The sequence below is a fragment of the Ideonella sp. genome, from assembly GCF_041287625.1.
In the GTDB taxonomy this organism is placed as follows: Bacteria; Pseudomonadota; Gammaproteobacteria; order Burkholderiales; family Burkholderiaceae_C; genus Ideonella.
Window position 1 is genome coordinate 64,238 of sequence record NZ_JBGGNH010000061.1, and the last position, 19,125, is coordinate 83,362.

General features: G+C 67.8%; 20 protein-coding genes and 1 riboswitch. Of the genes, 8 read left to right on the forward strand and 12 right to left on the reverse strand.

Annotated elements, in window-relative coordinates; genetic code table 11:
* Window positions 1-4: 4 nt before the first annotated feature.
* The 3 genes from ACAH41_RS22855 to ACAH41_RS22865 form a co-directional block, all read right to left on the reverse strand.
* Window positions 5-727, reverse strand: a complete 723-nt coding sequence (locus ACAH41_RS22855; protein ID WP_325653416.1) for a TlyA family RNA methyltransferase — start codon at window positions 725-727, stop codon at window positions 5-7.
* A gap of 185 nt (window positions 728-912) precedes the next feature.
* Window positions 913-2,370 (reverse strand): adenosylhomocysteinase, encoded by a 1,458-nt coding sequence (gene ahcY, locus ACAH41_RS22860; RefSeq protein ID WP_325653418.1) that lies wholly within the window; start codon window positions 2,368-2,370, stop codon window positions 913-915.
* A gap of 121 nt (window positions 2,371-2,491) precedes the next feature.
* A riboswitch (S-adenosyl-L-homocysteine riboswitch) is annotated at window positions 2,492-2,565 on the reverse strand.
* 85 nt (window positions 2,566-2,650) lie between these two features.
* Window positions 2,651-3,607 carry an AraC family transcriptional regulator gene (locus ACAH41_RS22865; RefSeq protein ID WP_325653420.1) on the reverse strand — a complete coding sequence of 319 codons (957 nt, stop codon included), beginning with the start codon at window positions 3,605-3,607 and terminating at the stop codon, window positions 2,651-2,653.
* A gap of 170 nt (window positions 3,608-3,777) precedes the next feature.
* Here ACAH41_RS22865 and ACAH41_RS22870 point away from each other — a divergent pair, with 170 nt between their 5' ends.
* Complete coding sequence (locus ACAH41_RS22870; protein WP_325653422.1) at window positions 3,778-4,791, forward strand: aldo/keto reductase; 1,014 nt, start codon at window positions 3,778-3,780, stop codon at window positions 4,789-4,791.
* 6 nt (window positions 4,792-4,797) lie between these two features.
* Here ACAH41_RS22870 and ACAH41_RS22875 read toward each other — a convergent pair whose 3' ends face one another.
* Complete coding sequence (locus tag ACAH41_RS22875; protein ID WP_325653424.1) at window positions 4,798-5,880, reverse strand: DNA glycosylase AlkZ-like family protein; 1,083 nt, start codon at window positions 5,878-5,880, stop codon at window positions 4,798-4,800.
* A 65-nt stretch (window positions 5,881-5,945) separates the two neighbouring features.
* On the opposite strand from ACAH41_RS22875, the gene purT reads away from it, so the two are divergent.
* The 5 genes from purT (at window position 5,946) to ACAH41_RS22900 (ending at window position 9,381) form a co-directional block, all read left to right on the forward strand.
* Window positions 5,946-7,148, forward strand: a complete 1,203-nt coding sequence (purT, locus tag ACAH41_RS22880; RefSeq protein ID WP_325653426.1) for a formate-dependent phosphoribosylglycinamide formyltransferase — start codon at window positions 5,946-5,948, stop codon at window positions 7,146-7,148.
* A gap of 48 nt (window positions 7,149-7,196) precedes the next feature.
* Window positions 7,197-7,463, forward strand: coding sequence for a type II toxin-antitoxin system prevent-host-death family antitoxin (locus tag ACAH41_RS22885; protein WP_325653428.1), 267 nt, complete (start codon window positions 7,197-7,199; stop codon window positions 7,461-7,463).
* Window positions 7,460-7,882 carry a type II toxin-antitoxin system VapC family toxin gene (locus ACAH41_RS22890; protein ID WP_325653430.1) on the forward strand — a complete coding sequence of 141 codons (423 nt, stop codon included), beginning with the start codon at window positions 7,460-7,462 and terminating at the stop codon, window positions 7,880-7,882. The genes ACAH41_RS22885 and ACAH41_RS22890 overlap by 4 nt, the downstream gene beginning before the upstream one ends.
* 107 nt (window positions 7,883-7,989) lie before the next feature.
* Window positions 7,990-8,958 carry a chemotaxis protein CheX gene (locus ACAH41_RS22895; RefSeq protein WP_325653432.1) on the forward strand — a complete coding sequence of 323 codons (969 nt, stop codon included), beginning with the start codon at window positions 7,990-7,992 and terminating at the stop codon, window positions 8,956-8,958.
* 51 nt (window positions 8,959-9,009) lie between these two features.
* Window positions 9,010-9,381: a response regulator gene (locus tag ACAH41_RS22900; RefSeq protein ID WP_325653433.1), complete on the forward strand. Its 372-nt coding sequence runs from the start codon at window positions 9,010-9,012 to the stop codon at window positions 9,379-9,381.
* 73 nt (window positions 9,382-9,454) lie between these two features.
* Here the strand turns inward: ACAH41_RS22900 and metK are convergent, their stop codons facing one another.
* Window positions 9,455-10,636 (reverse strand): methionine adenosyltransferase, encoded by a 1,182-nt coding sequence (gene metK / locus ACAH41_RS22905; protein WP_325653435.1) that lies wholly within the window; start codon window positions 10,634-10,636, stop codon window positions 9,455-9,457.
* Window positions 10,637-10,831: 195 nt separating this feature from the next.
* Here metK and ACAH41_RS22910 point away from each other — a divergent pair, with 195 nt between their 5' ends.
* Entirely contained in the window at window positions 10,832-11,737 is a 906-nt protein-coding gene (locus tag ACAH41_RS22910) for a lysophospholipid acyltransferase family protein (RefSeq protein WP_325653437.1), read from the forward strand.
* The gene (locus ACAH41_RS22915; RefSeq protein ID WP_325653439.1) at window positions 11,734-12,663 is read left to right on the forward strand and encodes a lipid A biosynthesis acyltransferase; all 930 of its coding nucleotides are present in this window, start codon (window positions 11,734-11,736) and stop codon (window positions 12,661-12,663) included. Before ACAH41_RS22910 ends, ACAH41_RS22915 begins: the two co-directional genes overlap by 4 nt.
* A 3-nt stretch (window positions 12,664-12,666) precedes the next feature.
* Here ACAH41_RS22915 and ACAH41_RS22920 read toward each other — a convergent pair whose 3' ends face one another.
* Genes ACAH41_RS22920 through flgG form a run of 7 tightly spaced genes read right to left on the reverse strand, consistent with a single transcriptional unit; the run spans window position 12,667 to window position 19,104 of the window.
* The gene (locus ACAH41_RS22920) at window positions 12,667-13,749 is read right to left on the reverse strand and encodes a hypothetical protein (RefSeq protein ID WP_325653440.1); all 1,083 of its coding nucleotides are present in this window, start codon (window positions 13,747-13,749) and stop codon (window positions 12,667-12,669) included.
* A 27-nt stretch (window positions 13,750-13,776) separates the two neighbouring features.
* Window positions 13,777-14,688, reverse strand: coding sequence for a flagellar hook-associated protein FlgL (gene flgL, locus ACAH41_RS22925; protein WP_325653442.1), 912 nt, complete (start codon window positions 14,686-14,688; stop codon window positions 13,777-13,779).
* A gap of 19 nt (window positions 14,689-14,707) precedes the next feature.
* Complete coding sequence (flgK, locus tag ACAH41_RS22930) at window positions 14,708-16,087, reverse strand: flagellar hook-associated protein FlgK (protein WP_325653444.1); 1,380 nt, start codon at window positions 16,085-16,087, stop codon at window positions 14,708-14,710.
* Between the two features lie 44 nt (window positions 16,088-16,131).
* Window positions 16,132-16,503: a flagellar biosynthesis protein FlgJ gene (locus ACAH41_RS22935; RefSeq protein WP_325653446.1), complete on the reverse strand. Its 372-nt coding sequence runs from the start codon at window positions 16,501-16,503 to the stop codon at window positions 16,132-16,134.
* Window positions 16,503-17,633 (reverse strand): flagellar basal body P-ring protein FlgI, encoded by a 1,131-nt coding sequence (locus ACAH41_RS22940; RefSeq protein WP_325653448.1) that lies wholly within the window; start codon window positions 17,631-17,633, stop codon window positions 16,503-16,505. Before ACAH41_RS22940 ends, ACAH41_RS22935 begins: the two co-directional genes overlap by 1 nt.
* Window positions 17,634-17,645: 12 nt before the next feature.
* Complete coding sequence (gene flgH / locus ACAH41_RS22945; protein ID WP_325653450.1) at window positions 17,646-18,314, reverse strand: flagellar basal body L-ring protein FlgH; 669 nt, start codon at window positions 18,312-18,314, stop codon at window positions 17,646-17,648.
* Window position 18,315: 1 nt separating this feature from the next.
* Window positions 18,316-19,104: a flagellar basal-body rod protein FlgG gene (gene flgG / locus ACAH41_RS22950; protein ID WP_325653451.1), complete on the reverse strand. Its 789-nt coding sequence runs from the start codon at window positions 19,102-19,104 to the stop codon at window positions 18,316-18,318.
* Window positions 19,105-19,125 lie beyond the last annotated feature (21 nt).

A 19,125-nucleotide genomic window follows, 5' to 3' on the forward strand; every position in this document is an offset into this window, starting at 1 on the left:
AGGGTCAAACGGGCTGCTTTGCCCAGACGAAGAATTCGGTGTTGCCGTTGCCGCCCTTGATCGGGCTTTCGAAGTACTTCTGCACCTTCAGGCCATGCGCCTTGCAGGCCTGCCAGAGGCGGTTTTCCACCTCGATGAAGTGCACCTTGTCCTTGACGATGCCGCCCTTGCCGATCTGCGCGGGCTGCAGCTCGAACTGCGGCTTGATCAGCACCAGCAGGTCGCCACCCGGCGCAAGGTACTCGACCATGGTCGGCAGCACGTGGGTGGAGGTGATGAAGGACAGGTCGCCGGTCACGAAGTTGAAGCTGTGCGGCTCGTAGCTGGCCGCAAAAGGCGAGCCTTCCACGTCCCGTGCGTTCTGGCCTTCGAAGCTCGTCACGCGCGCGTCGGCCTGAAGCTTGGGGTGCAACTGGCCATGGCCCACGTCGATGCCCACCACATGGGCCGCGCCGGCCTGCAACAGCGCATCGGTGAAGCCGCCGGTGCTCTGCCCCAGGTCCAGGCAGTGCCTTCCGGTCACGTCGATGTTGCAGGCCTTCAGCGCGCCCTCCAGCTTCAGCCCACCGCGCGAGACAAAGCGCAGCTCGGCGTCGTCGGTCACCTGCAGCTCGCAGTCCTCCGGCACGTCTAGCCCCGCCTTGTTGATCACCGCCCAACCCTTGGGCCCCTTCCACCGCACGGCGTTGCTCTCGATCAAGCGCTGAGCCGCCGACCGGGTGGCCACGAGGCCTCGTTGAAGAATCAGTTGGTCAGCGCGCATGGGGTCTTCTTTTGATGTCGGAAACGTTTCGGGCGTCGCGAGCGGCACTCAGGCTAGGCGGGCGGCGCACAGGAACCGGAACGTACTTCCTGTACGTGAGGATTCCGAGCACCGCCCAACGGCGCCTCAGCGCCGCGCAGTAGCCCCGCTCAATACCGGTAGGTGTCGGGCTTGTAGGGGCCTTGCTTGGGCACGCCAATGTAGGCCGCCTGCTCGTCCGTCAGCTCGGTCAGCATCGCGCCGACCTTCTTCAGGTGCAGGCGGGCGACCTTCTCGTCCAGGTGCTTGGGCAGCACGTAGACCTTGCCCACGTCGTAGCCGTCCCGGTGGCAGAACAGCTCGATCTGGGCGATGGTCTGGTTGGCGAACGAGGAGCTCATCACGAAGCTGGGGTGGCCGGTGCCGCAGCCCAGGTTCACCAGGCGGCCCTTGGCCAGCAGGATGATCTTCTTGCCGTCCGGGAAGATGACGTGGTCGACCTGGGGCTTGATCTCGTCCCATTCGTACTTCTCGAGCGACGCGACGTCGATCTCGTTGTCGAAGTGGCCGATGTTGCAGACGATGGCCTGGTCCTTCATCGCGGCCATGTGCGCGTGGCGGATGACGTCCTTGTTGCCGGTGGTGGTCACGAAGATGTCGGCCTTGTCGGCCGCGTACTCCATGGTCACGACCTTGTAGCCTTCCATCGCGGCCTGCAGCGCGTTGATCGGGTCGATCTCGGTGACCCAGACCTGGGCCGACAGCGCGCGCAGTGCTTGCGCCGAGCCCTTGCCCACGTCGCCATAACCGGCCACGCAGGCGACCTTGCCGGCGATCATCACGTCGGTGGCGCGCTTGATGCCGTCCACCAGCGATTCACGGCAGCCGTACAGGTTGTCGAACTTGCTCTTGGTGACCGAGTCGTTGACGTTGATGGCGCGGAACAGCAGCGTGCCGGCAGCGCTCATTTCCTTCAGGCGGTGCACGCCGGTGGTCGTCTCTTCGGTCACGCCGATGATCTCGGCGCTCTTGCGCGTGTACCAGCTCGGGTCCACCGCCAGCTTGGCCTTGATCGCGGCGAAGAGTTCGGTTTCTTCTTCGCTCTTCGGGTGGGCGATGACCGACAGGTCCTTCTCGGCCTTCTGGCCCAGGTGCATCAGCAGCGTCGCGTCGCCGCCGTCGTCCAGGATCATGTTCGGGCCTTCGCCGGCCGTGCCCTTGGCGCCGAAGTCGAAGATGCGGTGGGTGTAGTCCCAGTAATCTTTCAGCGTTTCGCCCTTGTAGGCGAAGACGGGGGTGCCCACCCCATTTGCCCCGTTCGCGACCAGCGCAGCGGCGGCATGGTCCTGCGTGGAGAAGATGTTGCACGAGGCCCAGCGCACCTGCGCGCCCAGGGCTTGCAGCGTCTCGACCAGCACGGCGGTCTGGATCGTCATGTGCAGCGAGCCGGTGATGCGCGCGCCCTTGAGCGGCTGGCCGGCGGCGAATTCCTCGCGGATCGCCATCAGGCCGGGCATCTCGGTCTCGGCGATCTTGATTTCCTTGCGGCCCCAGGCGGCAAGCGACAGGTCGGCAATCACGTGGGAGTCGGTGGCCAGCAGTTGGCTGGTGGGCGTAGCAGCGTTCATCGGGAGCTCCGGAAGTCAAAGGGTTGACCCGCGGTGGCGTACAGGATGGACAACACGCGTGCACCGACACAAGCGGGACACAACTCACCCTGGGCGCCACGAACCCTGGATCGCAGGGTTGTGCGGGTGAGCGCAGTTGCAAAGCAGGAAGTTCCGAGCCTGGGGCCTGCTGGCCTTGCAACGCTCCTCGGAACCGAGGCCCGGATTCTAACCAGCGCCGCAGCCAATGGCGAGGCTCCCCTTGCCGCGGGTGCGGTACCGCGGGCGCCGGTTCCGGGACTTATGTCGCGCCGGCGGGGGCTTTGAGCTGGCTGATGTCAGCCCGCGGCGGCGTGCCGAACAGCCGGCGGTACTCGCGGCTGAACTGCGAGGGGCTCTCGTAGCCCACACGGTGCGCAGCGGTGCTGGCATCCAGCCCTTCGGCCAGCATCAGCCGGCGCGCGTGCTGCAGCCGCAAGGACTTCTGGAACTGCAGCGGCGACAGCGTCGTCAGCTGCTTGAAGCGCAGGTGCAGCGTGGACGGGCTCATCGCCGCGCTGGCGGCCAGTTCGTCGATGCGCAGCGGCTGGTCGTAGCGCTGCGTCAGCTGCTCGACCGCGCGAGCAATGCGCGGCGCGGCGCTGTCGCCGGCTGCCAGCGCGCGCAGCCGCGGGCCCAGCGGCCCGGTCAGCACACGGTAGAAGATCTCGCGCTGCACCAGCGGCGCCAGCATGCGCAGGTCCTGCGGCGTGTCCAGCAGCTGCAGCAGGCGCAGCGCGGCGTCCAGCAGGGGCGCCGTCACCGGCGCCAGGTTCAGGCCCATGGCGGCAGGTTCGGCCGGCACTGCCGTCACCGGCGGGCCGGCATCGAGTTCGAGCAGCAGGTCGGCCAGCGCCTGGGTGTCGCAGTTGAAGCGCAGGCAGATGTAAGGCTGTTCCGGCGTGGCCTGGATCACGTGGCTGCGCGGCATCAGCGGCATGGCCACCAGCAGGCAATGGCTGGGGCCGTAGGTCAGCACTTCTTCGCCCAGCTGCACCTGCTTGGCACCCTGCAGCGCCAGCACCAGGCCGGGCTCGTAGACGACCGGCAGCCGCGCGGCCGGTGCGCTGGCGCGGATCAGCTTCAGGCCGGGCACCGCGGTGGCGTGCGTGCCATCGCCGGTGGCTCTGCGCAGCGCCAGGGCCAGGGCCTGCTGTCGCAGGGCATCCAGTTCAGGTTCGGCAGTGGATGGAGCAGCAGCAAGTGTCGATTCGGCCATGCTGTCGATTGTGCAAGCGCCGCATTGGCCCTGGTTGTCCGGTGGCCGCAGGATCGGAGGATCAGGCAAGGATGGCCGAGCTTTGCACTGTGCCGGCGTGGCGGCGCTGCCTAAGCTTCGGTCCATCGCAGCGGCACAGGGCCGTTGCCCGCTCACAAGGAGAGATTGCCATGACCACCACCAAGCCAACCGCCGCGCTGCCGCGCCGCCGCCTGGGCACCCAGGGCCCCGAAGTCCCGGCCATCGGCCTGGGCTGCATGGGCATGTCCGACTTCTACGGCCCGCGGGACGACGCCCAGTCCCTGGCCGTGCTGAATCACGCGCTGGACATCGGCCTGAATTTCTTCGACACCGCCGACATGTATGGCGTGGGCCGCAACGAGCAGCTGATCTCGCAAGTGCTGGCCAAGCGCCGCAGCGAAGTCGTGATCGCCACCAAGTTCGGCAACGTGCGCGCGCCGGACGGCAAGATCCTGGGCATCGACGGCAGCCCCGCCTACGTGCGCCAGGCCTGCGAGGCCAGCCTGCAGCGCCTGGGCGTCGAGCAGATCGACCTCTACTACCAGCACCGGGTCGACAAGAACGTGCCGATCGAAGAGACCGTCGGCGCGATGGCCGAGCTGGTCAAGGCCGGCAAGGTCAAGCACCTGGGCCTGTCCGAAGCTTCGGCCGCCACCATCCGCCGCGCCGCCGCGGTGCACCCCATTGCCGCGGTGCAGACCGAGTATTCGCTGTGGACCCGGGACGTCGAAGACGAGGTGCTGCCCACCTGCCGCGAGCTGGGCATCGCGCTGGTGCCCTACAGCCCGCTGGGCCGTGGCTTCCTGACCGGCGCGATCCGCAGCACCGACCAACTGGCGGCCGACGACTGGCGCCGCGCCAACCCGCGCTTCCAGGCCGGCAACCTGGACGCCAACCTGGCGCTGGCCAACGCGCTGGGCATGCTGGCCCGCGACCACGGTCACACGCCGGCCCAGCTGGCGCTGGCCTGGCTGCTGGACCAGGGCGACGACATCGTGCCCATCCCCGGCACCCGCAGCAGCACCCGGCTGGACGAAAACGCTGCGGCCGCACGCATCACGCTGGATCCGGCGCTGCGCGAGCAACTGATGGCGGTGCTGGCCGAACACCCGGTCTCGGGCACGCGCTACCCGGAGGCGGGCATGGCCAACGTCAACGTTTGAGCGTGCTCAGTCCAGCCCGAGGAAGCTGTGCATGCGCTGCAGCTCCTCGTCCAGCGCCTGGTTGAAGGCCGCGCTGCGGGGCCGTTTGTCGACGAAGCCGAGGTCCGGCACCAGCCGGCCGTCGCTCACCTTCAGGTTGGCCCAGCCGATCACCTGCTCGCGCCACAGCAGCGGCAGCGCATAGTGGCCGCGCAGGCGTTTGGCCGCGGGGGTGTAAGCCTCGAAGCGGTAGGCCCAGCCCCAGAAATGCTCGAAGCGCGGCCGGTCCCAGACCACCGGGTCGAACGGTGCCAGCAGCCACACGGCCTCAGGCACCTGGTGGCGCTTCGAAGCCGGCTTCTCGTCGGCCGGCCAGAACCACTGCACGCCGTCCACCGTGGCGCTGGCCAGGCGCTCGCGGGCCCGGCCCAGCGCTTCGGCCCGGTGCGCGCGCCATTGCGGCACGCCGCCGCCGAGGAAGCGCGTCAGCTGCGCCAGCGTCGTGGCCGGCAGCGGCGCGTATTTGTTGACCACCAGGTCGATCAGCGTGTCGAAGGCCACGTCGCGGTCGACCGGTGCCGCCGCGGCCTCGCGCACCGCGTACAGCCGCGTGCCGCCCTCTCGCCGCGCCACGCGCAGCAGGCCGCGGTAGTGCATGCCGTCCAGCAGCTCGGTACTGGCGTTGGACGAGCCGCCGAACCAGTTGGTCACCTTGCCGTGCGCGAAATGCGCGTCCACTTCGCGCGGGTGCACCACGCCACGTTCGCGCACAAAGGCCAGCACGTCCGCGGCCTGGGCCCAGCGCTCGGGCGTCCACTCCTGCCTGGCCTCGCGCGGGTGCATCAGCGCCTGGGTGTCGCGGTGCACATAGCCGTAGTTGACGAAGAAATCTTCCTCGTACGGCAGCTTGGTGTAGCGCTTGTCCAGGTCGCCGGCGCGGTAGTCCAGCACGCGGTGGCGCAGCGTCAGGTCCTGTGCGCGGGCCGGTGCGCGCAGCGGATCGGCTTGCACAAAGCCCAGGCGCTGCAGCGCGCGGGGCAGGGTGGTGGGTTTGAAGAGGCTGCGGGCAATCGCATGGCGGCGCAGGTCGTCCAGGGTCGGGGCGGGCATGGCCGGGATGATGCCGCAGCGGCGACAATGCCGGCCTCATCGAAATACCGAGATTGACCTCCGCCATGACCACCCTTGGAACGCCGCTGTCCCCTTCCGCCACCCGTGTGATGCTGCTTGGCTCCGGCGAACTCGGCAAGGAAGTGCTGATCGCGCTGCAGCGCCTGGGTGTGGAGACCATCGCGGTCGACCGCTACGAAAACGCACCCGGCCAGCAGGTGGCACACCATGCGCGCACCATCACGATGAGCGACCCGACGCAGTTGCGCGCGCTGATCGAAGCCGAGAAGCCGGACCTGGTCGTGCCCGAGATCGAGGCCATTGCCACGCCAGTGCTGGAAGCGCTGGAAGCCGAGGGCAAGCTGCGCTGCATCCCGACTGCCCGCGCCGCGCGGCTGACGATGGACCGCGAAGGCATCCGCCGGCTGGCCGCCGAAACGCTGAGCCTGCCGACCAGCCCGTACAAGTTCTGTGACTCGCTGGCCGAGCTGCAAGCCGCCATTGATACGGGCATCGGCTACCCGTGCATCGTCAAGCCCGTGATGAGCAGTTCCGGCAAGGGCCAGAGCAAGATCGATGGCCCGGCCGATGTGCAAGAGGCCTGGGACCATGCGATGGCCGGCGGCCGCGTCGGCCCGGGCCGCGTCATCGTCGAAGGCTTCATTGATTTCGACTACGAGATCACTCAGCTGACGGTGCGCGCGGTCGGTGAAAGCGGCCAGGTCGAGACCTCGTTCTGCGACCCGATCGGCCACGTGCAGGTCAGCGGCGACTATGTGGAGAGCTGGCAGCCGCACCCGATGAGCCCGGCCGCGCTGGCCGAGTCGCGCCGCGTCGCCAAGGCCGTCACCGACAACCTGGGTGGCCAGGGACTGTTCGGCGTCGAGCTGTTCGTCAAGGGCGACCAGGTCTGGTTCAGCGAAGTCAGCCCGCGCCCGCACGACACCGGCATGGTCACGATGATCACGCAGTGGCAGAACGAGTTCGAGCTGCACGCCCGCGCCATCCTCGGCCTGCCGGTGGACACCTCGCTGAAGAGCCCCGGCGCCAGCGCCGTGATCTACGGCGGCGTCGACGCCCACGGCATCGTCTTCGACGGCGTGGCCGACGCGATGCGCATCCCGAACAGCGACGTCCGCCTGTTCGGCAAGCCCGAAAGCTTCACCAAGCGCCGCATGGGTGTGGCCCTGGTGCACGACGCGGACGTCGAGAGGGCCCGCGTGCAGGCCAAACTGGCGGCCAGCAAGGTCAAGCCGCGCAAGGCTTGATAAAAATAGAGGTCATATTTTTCTCGCAATGGATGAAAATATGACCCCATGCAAGTCGCCATCCACGAATTGAAGGCCGGTCTCTCGAAGTACCTCGCCCAGGCGCGTGCTGGCGAGGTCATTGAAGTGACTTCTCACAACAAGCCCGTGGCCAGACTGGTCGGCATTCCTCAGGCCGAAGTGCCCGGACTTGCCCGGCTGCTGGCCAGCGGTGCAGTGCAGTGGAGCGGCGAGAAGCCTTCGTTGCAACCCGCAGTCGAACTCACTGCTGACGGCAAAACCCTCGGCGAAATGGTCGCGGAGGACCGCGCTTGATCCTCTTCTGCGACACGTCGGCGCTGGTGAAGCTGTACGTGCAGGAAGAGGGCTCCGAACAGGTCATGCGCCGCGCGGCAGAAGCCGACGCGGTGGCGGTCAGCCGCATCGCCTGGGTCGAAGCCGTCTCCGCCATGGCCCGGCGCGCCCGCGAACAGCCGCAAGATGCTGCTGCGCTCGCACTGGCCCGAGACCGCTTCACCGCCGACTGGCCGCACTACGTCAAGGTGGAAGTCGACCAGTCCCTGGTCGAGCTGGCTGGCGACTATGCCGATACCTTCGCCTTGCGTGCCTACGACAGCGTGCAGCTGGCCTCGGCGCAGACCTTGAACCGCGAACTGCCCGGTGAGGTGGTGTTCGCCTGCTTCGACACGCGGCTTGTGAAGGCGGGCAAGGTCTTGGGACTCTTGAACCTGTAGGTCCGCCGCGCCCTCCAGCCCGGCCGCCACCTGCCGATAAGCATGCATGAAGCGGCTGGCTCGTGTGGGTCGGTCGTGTTGTTCACGCCCGGGTTTCGGAGGATGCCGTGACTGAGACCACCAATCTCGCCGCCAAGGTGCTGCTGCTGGAGCATGACGCCAAGCAGTACCAATGCCTGATGGATTTTTGCGAGCGCATGGGCTTGATGGCCATGCCGCGCAGTGCGCCGGACGCGCTGGCCACCTTGTCGCAGCACAAGGACCTGGGCGGCGTGATGCTGGCCGAGGATTTGCCGCTGGAGGGCAACGACAGCCTGGCGCTGGCCTGCAGCATCCACAAGCTGCGGCCGGAGTTGCCGATCTTCCTGCGCCGCACCAGCAACCGGCCGCTGAGCGAGGAGCAGGAAATTGCGATTCGCCATCCGTGGACGACCGGCGACCTGGCGCAGCTGCAGTCCTGCGTCGAGCGCAGCATCTTCAGCCTGCGTTACCCGACCGAGCTGGTGAACGGCGTGGTGGAGCTGACCTGTTCGGCGATGTGCTCGATGTTCCCGCATGCGACGGTGAAGGCAGAGTCGCCTTACGTGGTGCATGACCGCATCATCTTCGGCCAGGTGTCGACACTGATCCCGCTGGAAAGCACCTGGTGCCGCGGCTACATGATGCTGCAGACGGAAGAGGGTGCGTTGCGCCAGGGCCTGATGCAGGGCATGGGCTACGAAGGCGTGGGCGGCGACCTGAATTTCCGCGAACTCAATCACCTGCTGGGCGAGACGACCAACCTGATCTGGGGTGCGTTCAAGAACCGCTACATCCCGCCCAAGGCCTTTGCCAACCAGCAGAGCCAGGTGCCCATCGTGATCAACCATGAGCACAAGTACATCTCGTTCGGCTCGCAGGACCCGCAGTTGTGCGTGCGCTACCAGCTTTCGGACCCGCGCCGACCCGGCCTGCCGCCGCTGACCATTGTGCAGCGCCTGATCTTCAACCTGCACTGGTCGCCCGAGGAGTTTGCGGTGTTTGCCGACGCTTCCAGCGGCAGCAGCGCGGCCACTGGCGAGCTCGAGCTGTTTTGAGCGCGCGCGGCCCCATGTCTCATTCCCCAAGACCTCAAAGAGGACACCGTCATGGCCCACGTTCTGGTGGTTGATGACTCCAACACGATGCGGGAGATCGTGGCCAGCTTCCTGAGCAAAAACGGCTTCGAGGTGGCGCTGGCGACCGATGGCCGCGACGGCCTGGTGCAGCTGAACAAGGACCCCGCCATCCGGCTGGTGGTCAGCGACATCAACATGCCCAACATGGACGGCCTGACCATGGCCGAGAAGATCCGCAGCGAGCTGGGCAACCAGGCGGTGCGCATCGTGATGCTGACGACCGAGGACAACCCGGCGATGCGCGAGCGTGCCAAGGCCCTGGGCGTCAACGGCTGGATCGTCAAACCCTTCCGCGGCGACGCGGTGCTGGGGCCGTTTCGCAAGATTTGCGGGATGGGCTGAGCACGCCACTTGCCCATGAAAAAAGGCCGCCACCGGGATCCCGGTGGCGGCCTTTGTCTTTGGACCGGGGCGTTTACAACCCGGCCGCTGCGCGCAGTGCGGCAGCGCGATCCGTGCGCTCCCATGTGAACTCAGGCTCCTCACGCCCGAAGTGGCCGTAGGCCGCGGTCTTCGAGTAGATCGGGCGCAGCAGGTCCAGCATCTGGATGATGCCCTTGGGGCGCAGGTCGAACAGGTCATTGACCAGCTTGGCGATCTGCTCGTCGGGGATCACGCCGGTGCCTTCGGTGTAGACCGTGACGTTCATCGGGCGGGCCACGCCGATCGCGTAGGCGACCTGGATCTGGCATTGCCGCGCGAGGCCGGCGGCGACGATGTTCTTGGCCACGTAGCGGGCGGCGTAGGCGGCCGAGCGGTCGACCTTGGTCGGGTCCTTGCCGGAGAACGCGCCGCCGCCGTGCGGGCAGGCGCCGCCGTAGGTGTCGACGATGATCTTGCGGCCGGTCAGGCCGCAGTCGCCCTGCGGGCCGCCAATGACGAATCGGCCGGTCGGGTTGATCAGGTACTTGGTTTCGGCGGTGAGCCACTCGGCCGGCAGCACCGGCTTGATGATCTCTTCGCGCACGGCCTCGTAGAACTCGGGCTTCATCTTGTCGCCCAGGCTCATCTCGGGCGCGTGCTGGGTCGACAGCACGACGGTGTCGATGGACACCGGTTTGCCGTCCACATAGCGCAGCGTGACCTGGCTCTTGGCGTCCGGCCGCAGGAAGGGCAGGCGGCCGTCCTTGCGCAGCTGGGCCTGGCGCTCGACCAGGCGGTGTGCGTAGTAGATCGGCGCGGGCATCAGCTCGGGCGTCTCGTCGCAGGCATAGCCGAACATCAGGCCCTGGTCGCCGGCGCCGATGTTCAGGTAGTCGTCGCTGGCGCGGTCCACGCCCTGGGCGATGTCGTTGCTCTGCTTGTCGTAGGCCACCAGCACCGCACAGCCCTTGTAGTCGATGCCGTACTCGGTGTTGTCGTAGCCGATGCGCTTGATCGTGTCGCGCGCGACCTGGATGTAGTCGACGTTGGCCTGCGTCGTGATTTCGCCGGCCAGCACCACCAGACCGGTGTTGCACAGCGTTTCGGCCGCCACGCGGGACAGTGGATCCTGCGCGAAGATCGCGTCGAGGATTGCGTCGGAGATCTGGTCAGCGACCTTGTCGGGGTGACCTTCCGAAACGGATTCGGAGGTGAAGAGATAATCGTTCGCCACTGGCGGTTCTCCGGTTGCTGTGTCGATGACGCGTCGTCCAGCTCGGCAACCTGAGAGAGCGGCGAACGCTTTAGCGGCATTTGGCAGGCGATTCTGAAGAGAATCTACCCGGCGCCATCGGTCGAAAACCTGGCGCATCGCCCCGCAAGTTGTCCTGTTAACTCGGCGATGGGGCCGATCTTATCCGAAGCATTGATGTTCTTGTTGCGAGGTATTTCGCGCTTGCCGCTCGCTTGGGTGCAATCCCTGGGCGCGGCGCTGGGCTGGCTGGCGTGGGCGCTGTCGCCGTCCTACCGCCGCCGCCTGCTGGCCAACGCCGCGCTGGCCGGGCTCACGGCCGCCCAGGCCCGGCGCTCGGCGCTGCAGGCCGGCCGCATGTCGGCCGAGGCGCCCTGGCTGTGGTTCCGGGATGCGGGCCGTTCGCTGGCGCCCTACCTGGTCTGGGACGGGGCCGATCAGGTGGACGCCGCACTGGCCGCCGGCCGCGGCCTGCTGCTGCTCACGCCGCACCTGGGTGGTTTCGAGTTTGCAGCGCGTGGCTATGCCGAACGCTGGGGTGCGCAGCAGCCCATCACCGCGTTGTACCGTCCGTCCAAGAAGGCCAGCCTCGCGGCCTTGCAGGTGCACTCGCGCAACGCGCCCGGCATGCGGGTGGCGCCGGCCTCGCTGGCCGGCGTGCGGCAGATGCTGCGGGCCCTTAAAAAAGGCGAGACGGTCGGCCTGTTGCCCGACCAGGTGCCGCCCAGGGGGCAGGGCGCCTGGGCCGCGTTTTTCGGCCAACCCGCCTACACGATGACGCTGGCACCGCGGCTGGCGATGCAGACCGGCTGCACGGTGCTGCTCACCTGGTGCGAACGCCTGCCCGGCGGGCGGGGCTTCCGGCTCAGCTATCGTCCGCTGCCTGCGCCACTGCCGGTGCCCACGGGTGACGCAGAAGCCGACGACCTCGCCGTGACCACCGCGATGAACCAGGCCATGGAATGGGTCATCTCGCAGTGCCCGGAGCAATACATCTGGGGCTACAACCGCTACAAGAATCCGCGCAAGCCGGCCGCAGAACCTGCCGCCCAGCCGAACGACAAAAAGAAAGCTGCTGGATGAGCAAACGACACAAGACCGGCTGGCGCGCGAAGTTCTCGCACGGCGGCGCCCGCGCGCTGATCTTCGGCCTGTGGCTGCTGCACTGGTTCCCGACGCCGGTGCTGGCGTTCTTCGGCGAGGTGCTGGGGCGACTGCTGTGGCCGCTGCTGAAGTCGCGCCGGCGCATCGTGCGGACCAACCTGCGGCTGTGCTTCCCGGAGAAGAGCGAGGACCAGCGCGAACAGCTGGGCCGTGAGCACTTCGTGTTCCTGGTGCGCAGCCTGCTGGAACGCTGCGTGCTGTGGTTCGGCAGCGAGGCGCGGGTGCGGCGGCTGGTGCATGTCGAGGGCGACGTCCATCTGGCCGAGCGCACCGGCGCGCCCATCATGTGGCTGCTGCCGCACTTCGTCGGCATGGACTACGCGGCCCCGGCGCTGACGCTGTTCCAGTCTCGCCCTGCGATCAACATCTACCAGCGCCAGAGCAACCCGGTGCTGGACGCGCGGCTGCACAAGTCGCGTGCGCGCTTTGGCAATGCGCGGCTGATCGAGCGCCGCAGCGGCATCCGGCCCATCGTGCGGGCGATCCAGGACGGCGCCGGTTTCGTCAACCTGCCGGACATGGACTTTGGCCGCTTCGCCGAGAAGGACGCCGTCTTCGTGCCCTTCTTCGGCGTGCAGACCGCCACGCTGGCCTCGCCTGCGCGCATGGTGCAGTCGATGAAGATGCGCGTGCAGCCCATGGTCATCACGATGCTGCCGCGCGGCCGCGGTTACCGGGTGTCGTTCCAGGACCCGCCGCCGGGTTTCCACGACCCCGATCCGGTGCTTGCCACCGCAGCCTTCAACCGCTGGCTGGAAGCCCGCATCCGCGAGCAGCCGGCGCAGTACTACTGGGTGCACCGCCGCTTCAAGACCCGGCCGCCGGGCGAACCGCGGCTGTATTGAATTTCAGGACAGCAGGCTGTCGACGCGGTCGCGCCGCAGTGCATTGACGGCCGGCAGCAGCTCGCGCCAGCTCGCATAGGCCGGCGTGGCCGACAGCTTGCCGGCCGTGGCTTGCGCGCGGTCCTGGGCCGAGGCCAGGGACTCTGCGCCTGAAGTGTTGGCGGCAGCCTGCAGCTCGGCCAGTTCGCTGCGCGTTTCGTGGCTGCGCTCACGCACCAGGCGCTCGGCGCCCAGCACGGCATGCAAGGTTTCGCGCTGGCTGGCCGCGTCGCCCAGTTGCCAGCGGGCCGGCTGCAGGGCCTCGGGCTGGGCTTCCAGCCGCGGGCGTGTCGGTTGGCCGGCGGGGAAGCGCTGGCCGCCGCCGCGCAGGCTGAGCCCGTCGCGCACGGCCGGCCACTGGGTTTCGGGCACCGAGAGCTGCACCGAGCCATCTTCGCTGTTCAGCGTGGCCTTGAGGTCGGCCGGGGCGAGCGCCTCATTGAGCTGGCGCAGCGCGCTGCCCGGCTCGGCCGGCACGCCGCTGCTGTTGCCCAGCACGACGGTCAAGGCCTGGCGCTGGCCGGGCACGTTCAGGCTCAGCGTTTCGCGCACCGGGCTGGTCAGCGAGGCCTGGTCCAGGCCGCGCATCAGGAAGTTCTGGCGCGCGGCACCCGGTTCGGTGCGCTGGCCTTGTGCGTCCAGCGTGCCGGCGGTGGCGCTGCTGCGCTGCTGCCAGAGCTGGGTGATCTGGTCACGCTGGGCCAGCAGCGTGCTGCTCGCAGGCAGCTTCAGCGCGATGGCCTGGCTCAGGCCCTGCTTGAACTCGCCCAGTGCCTGGCCCAGCCGGCCGAGGTAGTCGGCCGTCTGCTGCGTGGCGGAAACCTGCTGCTGCTGGCCCGGCACCCAGGCCCGCAGCGCGCTGGCGCGCAAGGCCGGGCCGGTGCCGGCTGCGGCAAGCGAGGGCGCGTTGGCGCTGGCCGACTGGTCGAAGGGCACTGCCTTCGCGGCGCCGGTCCGGTTTGTGGCGTTGGTCGACGAGGACGGCGGCGAGCCGGCGGGCGTGGCCGGCCGCAGCGGGCCCGACGGGTCCAGGGTGAGCGTCTGCATGGCCGTCAGTCTCGCGGATTCACGGCATCACATTGCGTTGAACAAGGACAGTTCACTGACCTTGGCGTAGGCTTTCTGGGTCGCCTGCACGGCCGTGGTGTAGCCGTTCAGCAGCACCGCCGCCTGGTTGTAGTCCAGCTGGCCCAGCGTCAGCGCGGCCTGCCCGTTGGACAGGCTGATGCTGGCGTGGCCGCCGTCCAGCGTGTCCAGCATGTTCTGCGCGCCGCCGAGTTTGGAGATGCGCGCGCTGACCGAGTTCATTGCGCTGTCCAGCCCGTTCAGCCCCGTCTTCAGGGTCGCCTGCACGGTGGGGTCGTTGACGTTCACACCCGGCGTGCCCAGGGTCTGGATCATCAGGTCCAGCTGGTTCAGCAGCCCGGCCGATTCGGGCAGCACCACGTTGGCGGCCTGCGTCACGCCATTGCCCACCACCACCTGCTGCAGCGCGCCGTTGCCGGTGTAGCTGTAGCGGCTGCCGGCGGCGGCGCTGCTGTTGAGCGTCACGGTGGGCGTGCCGCTGGCCGTGCCGGAGAACAGGTAGCGGCCTTCCTGGTCGCGGCTGTTGCTGGTGTCGTAGAGGCTGTCGCGCAGCGCGGTCAGCGAGCTGGCCATCGCGGCCACGTCTTCGGTGGTGTTGCTGCCGTTGGTGGCCCACAGCAGCAGGTCGCGCGCCTGCTGCATGTCGTCGGTCATGCTGGTCAGCTGGGCTTCGTTGTTCGACAGCCGCGACTTCAGCGCCGAGATGTTGCTGCGGTACTGCGTCAGCGCGGCGTCCTCGCGCGTCAGGCGCGACAGCCGCACGCTGGTCACAGGGTCGTCCGACGGCAGCTGCACGCGCGCGCCGGTCGACATCTGCTCCATGATGCGTTCGAGCTTCTCGTTGGCCCGCTGCAGGGCCGTGTTCATCGTCGTGTGGTACTGGGTGCTGGCAATGCGCATGGCGATGTCTCCTGGTCGTTCAGCGGATCATCGACAGCAGGCTGTCGAACAGGTCGTTGGCCACCGAGACCACCTTCATGTTGGCCTGGTACATCTGCTGGTACTGCATCAGGTTGACGGCTTCCTCGTCCTCGTTGACGCCGCTGGTCGCCTTCCAGTTCGCATCGGCCTGGTCGCGCACGGTCTGCGCGGTGTCCATTGCCGTCTGGTTGGACTGGCTGGCCATGCCCACGCGGCCGACCAGCTGGGTGTAGACGTCGCCCAGCAGCACATTGCCCAGCGAGCTGATGGCGACCGGCTGCTGCTTCAGCGCGATCAAGGCCAGCAACTGGTCGCTGTTGCCCGGCTCGGTGGCGCTGCCGGAAAGACCGAGGTCGGCGGCCTGCAAGGTCGGGTCCACCTTCAGCATCGCGGTGCTGCTGGTCGGGTCGAAAATGAACATCGGCTTGCCGGCCGCGCCGCTCATCGTGTAGCCGGCGCTCAGCACGCTGTTGACGCCATCGGCCAGGCCTTTGGCCATGTCCTGCAGCGATTGCACCATGGGCTTGAGCTGCTGGCTTTCGAAGTCCGCCAGGCCGCCAAGTTCACCGCCCATCTGCGTGGTGTTGACGCCAAAGCTTTCGCTGGCGAACTTCAGCGCCATCACCTGGCTGCCGTCGGGCTGGGTCGTCAGCGTCAGCGCGGAATTCAGCTGGCCGACCACCAGCGGCTGGCCGCCGCTCAGCGAGACATTGGTGCTGCCATCGGGCTGCGTCACCACCTGCACGCCGACCAGCGAGGACAGGCTGTCGATCTTCTGGTCGCGCTGGTCGATCAGGCCGGAGGCGTTCATGCCGCCCGCCTGGGCCGCGGCAATGCGCTTGTTCAGGTCGGCAATCTCGGCCGCCTGGCCGTTGACCTGCGTCACCAGGTCCTGGCGCTGCTGGCTCACCGCCGCCTGCTGGCTGGACAGGGTCTGGCGCAGGCTGTTGAAACGCTGCGCCAGCGCCTGCGCCGCGCCGATCACGCCGTCGCGCAGCGGTGTGGACGTGGGCTCCACGCTGGCTGCGTTCAGCGACGCGAAGAAGTTGTCCAGGCCGGTGGCAATGCTGGCGTCGTCGTTGCCCATCACCTGTTCCATCTGGGTCAGGTAGGGCTGGGCCACGCTGTGCTGGCCGAGCTGGGTGTTGGACTGCCAGAGCTGCAGGTTCTTGTAGCTGTCGCTGAAACGGAACAGCGAAGGCGAGGCCACACCGTCGCCCGCCGCGGCCACGCCGCTGCGCGAAGGCTGCACCGAGCGCAGCAGCACGCCCTGGCGGGTGTAGCCGGCCGTCATCACGTTGGCGATGTTCTGGCTGGTGGTGTTCAGCGCGACCTGCGCCGCCTGGGCGCCGGACAGGGCGTTGGTGATGAGCGTCATGACAGCGTGGGTGAAGAGAGGTGGAAGGCGTGCGCCCTGTGCGTTCAGGGCTTCTCTTCGGAAGAGGCGACCTGCGGCGGTGGGGACTTAAACGCGGACGACGCCGACGGCATCACCTGCCGCAGCATCAGGTCGGCAATGCCAAACGCCCCTTGCGTGGCCAGCTGGTCGGCCACCATGGTGTCGGCCATGTCCAGCATGTCCTCGCCGCTGCGCTGGGTCTCGTTTTCGTCGCTCAGCACGCGGCTGCTGCGCCGCATGTCGTGCAGCATCTGGCCAATGAAGTGGCTCTCGAACTGCTGCGCGGCCTGTTTCGCCGCAGCCTGCATCGGGTCGGGGCGGGCGGGCTTGACGGCTTCGGTGAAGCTGTCCGGCAGCGCCAGTTCCGTGGTGGGTTGGATCGGCAGCATGGGCATCAGATCACCTCCAGCTCGCCGTCGAGCGCACCGGCCTGGTCCAGCGCCTGCAGGATGGACATGATGTCGTCCGGCGTCGCGCCGGTGGCGTTCACCGCGTCGATGATGGCCTGCAGGTTGGCGCCGGGTGCCCACTTGAACATGTGCGACTGGCCCTGGTCCACGCTGACACGCGAGTTCGGCGTGACCTGCGTCTGGCCCTGGCCGAAGGCGTTGGGCTGGCTGACCTGCGAGCTTTCGGAGATCACCACCTTCAGCGAGCCATGCGAGACCGCTGCCGGCCGCACGCGCACGCCGTCGGTGATCACCACGGTGCCGGTGCGCGAGTTGAAGATGACCTTGGGCCGGCCCAGGCCGGACTCGATGTTCATCGCTTCCAGTTGCGCGACAAAGGCCACGCGCTGGGTCGGGTTCATCGGCGCCTGGACCTCCACGCTGGTGCCGTCGCGCGCGGTGGCGATCGCGCCCCAGCGCTTGTTGATCGCGTCGACGATGTTGGTCGCGGTCTGGAAGTGCGGCCGGCGCAGGCTCAGGCGCACGCTGGGGTTCTGGTCGAAGTCGGATTCGATCTCGCGCTCGATGCTGGCGCCGTTCGGGATGCGGCCGGCCGTCGGCGTGTTGATGGTCACGCTGGAGCCGCTGGCACCTTGCGCCGTCATGCCGCCCACCACCACGTTGCCCTGGCTGATCGCATAGACCTCGCCGTTGGCCGCGCGCAGCGGCGTCAGCAGCAGCACGCCGCCGCGCAGGCTCTTGGCGTCGCCCAACGAGGCCACGGTCACGTCGATGGTCTGGCCCTTGCGGTAGCCCGGCGGAAAGCTGGCGCTGATCATCACCGTGGCCACGTTCTTGGACTTCGCGTCCACGTTGTCCGGCAGCTTCACGCCGAACTGCTTGAGCATGTTGTTGACCGACTGGCCGGCGTACTTCACCTGCGTGCTGTCGCCGCTGCCGTTCAGGCCCACCACCAGGCCGTAGCCCAGCAGCTGGTTCTCGCGCTGGCCCTCGATGCTGACCAGCTGGCGCAGCGGCTGGCCGACAGGCTCGGCGGCGGCGCGTGTGGCGGCATGGGCCTGGCCCAGCAGCAAGGCGGTGATCAGGGGCGCGGCGATCCAACGCAAAGCAGTCATGTGGGGTCTCTTTTAGAACGGCATCCAGGGGCTGGCGAAGAAGCGCGAAAGCCAGCCTGCGTTGTTGGTGTCGGCCAGTGCGCCGCTGCCGGCGTAGGCAATGCGGGCCTCGGCCAGGCGCTGCGAAGAGACGCGGTTGTCCGGCGTGATGTCGGCCGCGCGCACGTAACCGCTCAGGCGGATCATTTCCTCGCCCTGATTGAGGTACAGGCTTTTCTCGCCCTGCACGCGCAGCAAGCCGTTGGGCATGACCTCGTGCACGATCACCGTGATGGCGCCCTGCAGCGTGTTCTGCTGGGTGCTGGCCGCATTGCCGGCGAAATTGTTCTGGCTGCTCAGGCCGATGTCGCTCTTCAGCGCCTTGCCGGCCAGCGTCACCGGCGAGACCGACACGTCGCTGTTCTTGCCGAAGCTGGTGTTGGCCTTCTTGCTGGCCTGCGTGGTCTCGTCCAGCAGCACGGTCAGCACGTCGCCGGCATGGAAGCTGCGCACGTCGGAGGTCAACGACCAGCCGTTGTCGGCCACGAAAACGCCCCCCGCGCTGCCGCGGCGCGGCGCCTGTTGCACCAGCGGCAGCGGTGACGGCGGCGCCAGCTCGGGCACCTTGGGCGGCTCGATGCTGGCGCAGCCGCCCGTCAACACGGCCGCCACCGCCAGGCCGGCAAGCAGGAGGGCGCGCATCTCAGCGCACCGCCTGAGCCAGGGATTGCAGCATGTTGTCGGCCGCAGACAGCACCTTGGTGTTCATCTCGTAGCTGCGCTGCGCCGCGATCATGTCCACCATCTCTTCGACGACCTGCACGTTCGAGCCTTCCAGCGCGCCCTGCTTGAGCTTGCCGAAGGCGTCGCTGCCGGGGTTGCCGGTGGTCGGCGTGCCGCTGGCGGCGGTTTCCTGGAACAGGTTTTCGCCGCGCGCCATCAGGCCGGCCGGGTTGATGAAACCGGCCAGTTGCAGCTGGCCGAGTTCGGTCGGTGCGGTGCTGCCGCTCACGGTGGCGGTGACCAGCCCGGACTCGGAGATGGACACCGCGGTGGCCGTGGCCGGCACGGTGATCTCGGGCTGCAGCGCCAGGCCTTGCGAGTTGACCAGCTTGCCTTCTGCATTGACCTGCAGCTGGCCGGCGCGGGTGTAGCCGGTTTCGCCATTGGGCATCGCGACCTGCAGGAAACCGTTGCCGACGATGGCCACGTCCAGGCTCTGGCCGGTGGTCTGCAGGTTGCCGTTGGTGAACACCTTCTGGGTGCCGACCACGCGCGTGCCGGTGCCCAGCATCGTGCCGACCGGCGAAGTGGTGCCCTCGGCCTTCTGCGCGCCAGGCTGGCTGTCGACCTGGTAGAACAGGTCTTCCAGCATCACCCGGTCGCGCTTGAAGCCGACGGTGTTGACGTTGGCGAGGTTGTTGGCAATGGCCTGCAGCTTGGCGTCTTGCGCCTGCACACCGGTCTTGCTGATCCACATGGCGGGATTCATAGGGAGCTCCTGTTGGGTTGC

Bases quoted from the DNA above. Each gene is read 5' to 3' on its own strand.
- ahcY (WP_325653418.1), bottom strand. From the start codon at position 2,370: ATGAACGCTGCTACGCCCACCAGCCAACTGCTGGCCACCGACTCCCAC.
- ACAH41_RS22865 (WP_325653420.1), bottom strand. From the start codon at position 3,607: ATGGCCGAATCGACACTTGCTGCTGCTCCATCCACTGCCGAACCTGAA.
- ACAH41_RS22870 (WP_325653422.1), top strand. From the start codon at position 3,778: ATGACCACCACCAAGCCAACCGCCGCGCTGCCGCGCCGCCGCCTGGGC.
- ACAH41_RS22875 (WP_325653424.1), bottom strand. From the start codon at position 5,880: ATGCCCGCCCCGACCCTGGACGACCTGCGCCGCCATGCGATTGCCCGC.
- purT (WP_325653426.1), top strand. From the start codon at position 5,946: ATGACCACCCTTGGAACGCCGCTGTCCCCTTCCGCCACCCGTGTGATG.
- ACAH41_RS22885 (WP_325653428.1), top strand. From the start codon at position 7,197: ATGCAAGTCGCCATCCACGAATTGAAGGCCGGTCTCTCGAAGTACCTC.
- ACAH41_RS22900 (WP_325653433.1), top strand. From the start codon at position 9,010: ATGGCCCACGTTCTGGTGGTTGATGACTCCAACACGATGCGGGAGATC.
- ACAH41_RS22910 (WP_325653437.1), top strand. From the start codon at position 10,832: ATGTTCTTGTTGCGAGGTATTTCGCGCTTGCCGCTCGCTTGGGTGCAA.
- ACAH41_RS22915 (WP_325653439.1), top strand. From the start codon at position 11,734: ATGAGCAAACGACACAAGACCGGCTGGCGCGCGAAGTTCTCGCACGGC.
- ACAH41_RS22920 (WP_325653440.1), bottom strand. From the start codon at position 13,749: ATGCAGACGCTCACCCTGGACCCGTCGGGCCCGCTGCGGCCGGCCACG.
- flgL (WP_325653442.1), bottom strand. From the start codon at position 14,688: ATGCGCATTGCCAGCACCCAGTACCACACGACGATGAACACGGCCCTG.
- flgK (WP_325653444.1), bottom strand. From the start codon at position 16,087: ATGACGCTCATCACCAACGCCCTGTCCGGCGCCCAGGCGGCGCAGGTC.
- ACAH41_RS22935 (WP_325653446.1), bottom strand. From the start codon at position 16,503: ATGCCCATGCTGCCGATCCAACCCACCACGGAACTGGCGCTGCCGGAC.
- ACAH41_RS22940 (WP_325653448.1), bottom strand. From the start codon at position 17,633: ATGACTGCTTTGCGTTGGATCGCCGCGCCCCTGATCACCGCCTTGCTG.
- flgH (WP_325653450.1), bottom strand. From the start codon at position 18,314: ATGCGCGCCCTCCTGCTTGCCGGCCTGGCGGTGGCGGCCGTGTTGACG.
- flgG (WP_325653451.1), bottom strand. From the start codon at position 19,104: ATGAATCCCGCCATGTGGATCAGCAAGACCGGTGTGCAGGCGCAAGAC.